The organism is Teredinibacter waterburyi (genome assembly GCF_001922985.1).
Classification (GTDB): domain Bacteria; phylum Pseudomonadota; class Gammaproteobacteria; order Pseudomonadales; family Cellvibrionaceae; genus Teredinibacter; species Teredinibacter waterburyi.
The window spans coordinates 1-1,106 of record NZ_MRUH01000062.1; the positions used below are offsets into that span (position 1 = coordinate 1).

The 1,106-nt window shown below is 42.6% G+C and carries 2 protein-coding genes; both read left to right on the forward strand.

The features are described 5' to 3' along the window. The first annotated feature begins 44 nt into the window (after window positions 1-44). Window positions 45-422 (forward strand): hypothetical protein, encoded by a 378-nt coding sequence (locus IDZ20_RS05765; RefSeq protein ID WP_188150479.1) that lies wholly within the window; start codon window positions 45-47, stop codon window positions 420-422. Beyond that, entirely contained in the window at window positions 419-742 is a 324-nt protein-coding gene (locus tag IDZ20_RS05770; protein WP_188150480.1) for a hypothetical protein, read from the forward strand. The genes IDZ20_RS05765 and IDZ20_RS05770 overlap by 4 nt, the downstream gene beginning before the upstream one ends. Window positions 743-1,106 lie beyond the last annotated feature (364 nt).

Genomic DNA, 1,106 nt, shown 5'->3' on the forward strand with positions numbered 1-1,106 from the left:
CTGGGTAAATATACAGTTATCGAGATTCCCGTGCAAGTGATAGGGTGGGTGTCTGGGTTTTAGGTGACGGTTTATATCCAGGTGCAGGCGAATATTACACAACACAAGCAACGGTTGACGAGTTTGGTCATTCTTCCGCGGCGATGAACGAAGCTTTACAAGTTTGGCCGAGCGACTACGGGCAGGCGCCTGGTGATTTTAAATACCGCCCTTCCTTAGCAAAATATAAAGTAGTTAAAAATACTCGAGCTCCTATAGGTCCCGTCGCTGCTAACACTCAATGGGGTGATGGTGGCGGAACTCAAATATTCATTAAAGATCATGAGAACGCACTAGAATTAGTTGATGTTCAGGATTTGCCGGACAATACCCCATCCCCCAAAGTCGCGGCATTTAGATCTGGATTGGATAAGAAAGTATGAAGATAGATATTGTTGAGTCGCCATTTAAACCTGCGACTAAAAAGGCTGTTTGTAGTCATCTCGCGCCAATTTTGGATTTGCTTGAGAAGAACGGAGCCAAATTTGATTGGGCAACGGGTATTATTCCTGATAAAGCTGCAGGTAATATATTGTTGTCTGAGTCAGATATTGATTTTGACCTAATAAAAAATGGTGTAAATGTCCCCGAATATATCAACCTTGATAGCTCTAGGAAGTTGATCTTTTGCAAGAAGTGTTGGTGCGCAATAGAAAAGAAACAGCCTGGAAAAGTTTTCAACTCCTCTGTGCAGCCTAAATAACTTAGGCGTTCTGCCTTTATGACAAAAAAATAAACGGTGATGCAATAGATGGAGAGGCTGATTACTACTATCAAGACACCCACTCAACCTCGTCAAACAATTCCCTGGTTCTAAGAAAATAAAATGACAACTAATGCATTTGAAGAGACAATAAATTCCAACGAATTGAACGCGTTTTTTCGCGGAGAAGGAAAGTATCATATCCCTAGCCGTGACTATAATGGGCACGTGCATGGGGCTCAGATGGGGGGGCAGCTAGAAGTTATGCAGAGCAGTCTAGCTCGCACACTAATGATTTTGATGGTACTATCAAGACACCCACTCTAAAGAAAGCGCCGGATCATTTTAATGTTGAGCCTGTTTG

Bases quoted from the DNA above. Each gene is read 5' to 3' on its own strand.
- IDZ20_RS05770 (WP_188150480.1), top strand. From the start codon at position 419: ATGAAGATAGATATTGTTGAGTCGCCATTTAAACCTGCGACTAAAAAG.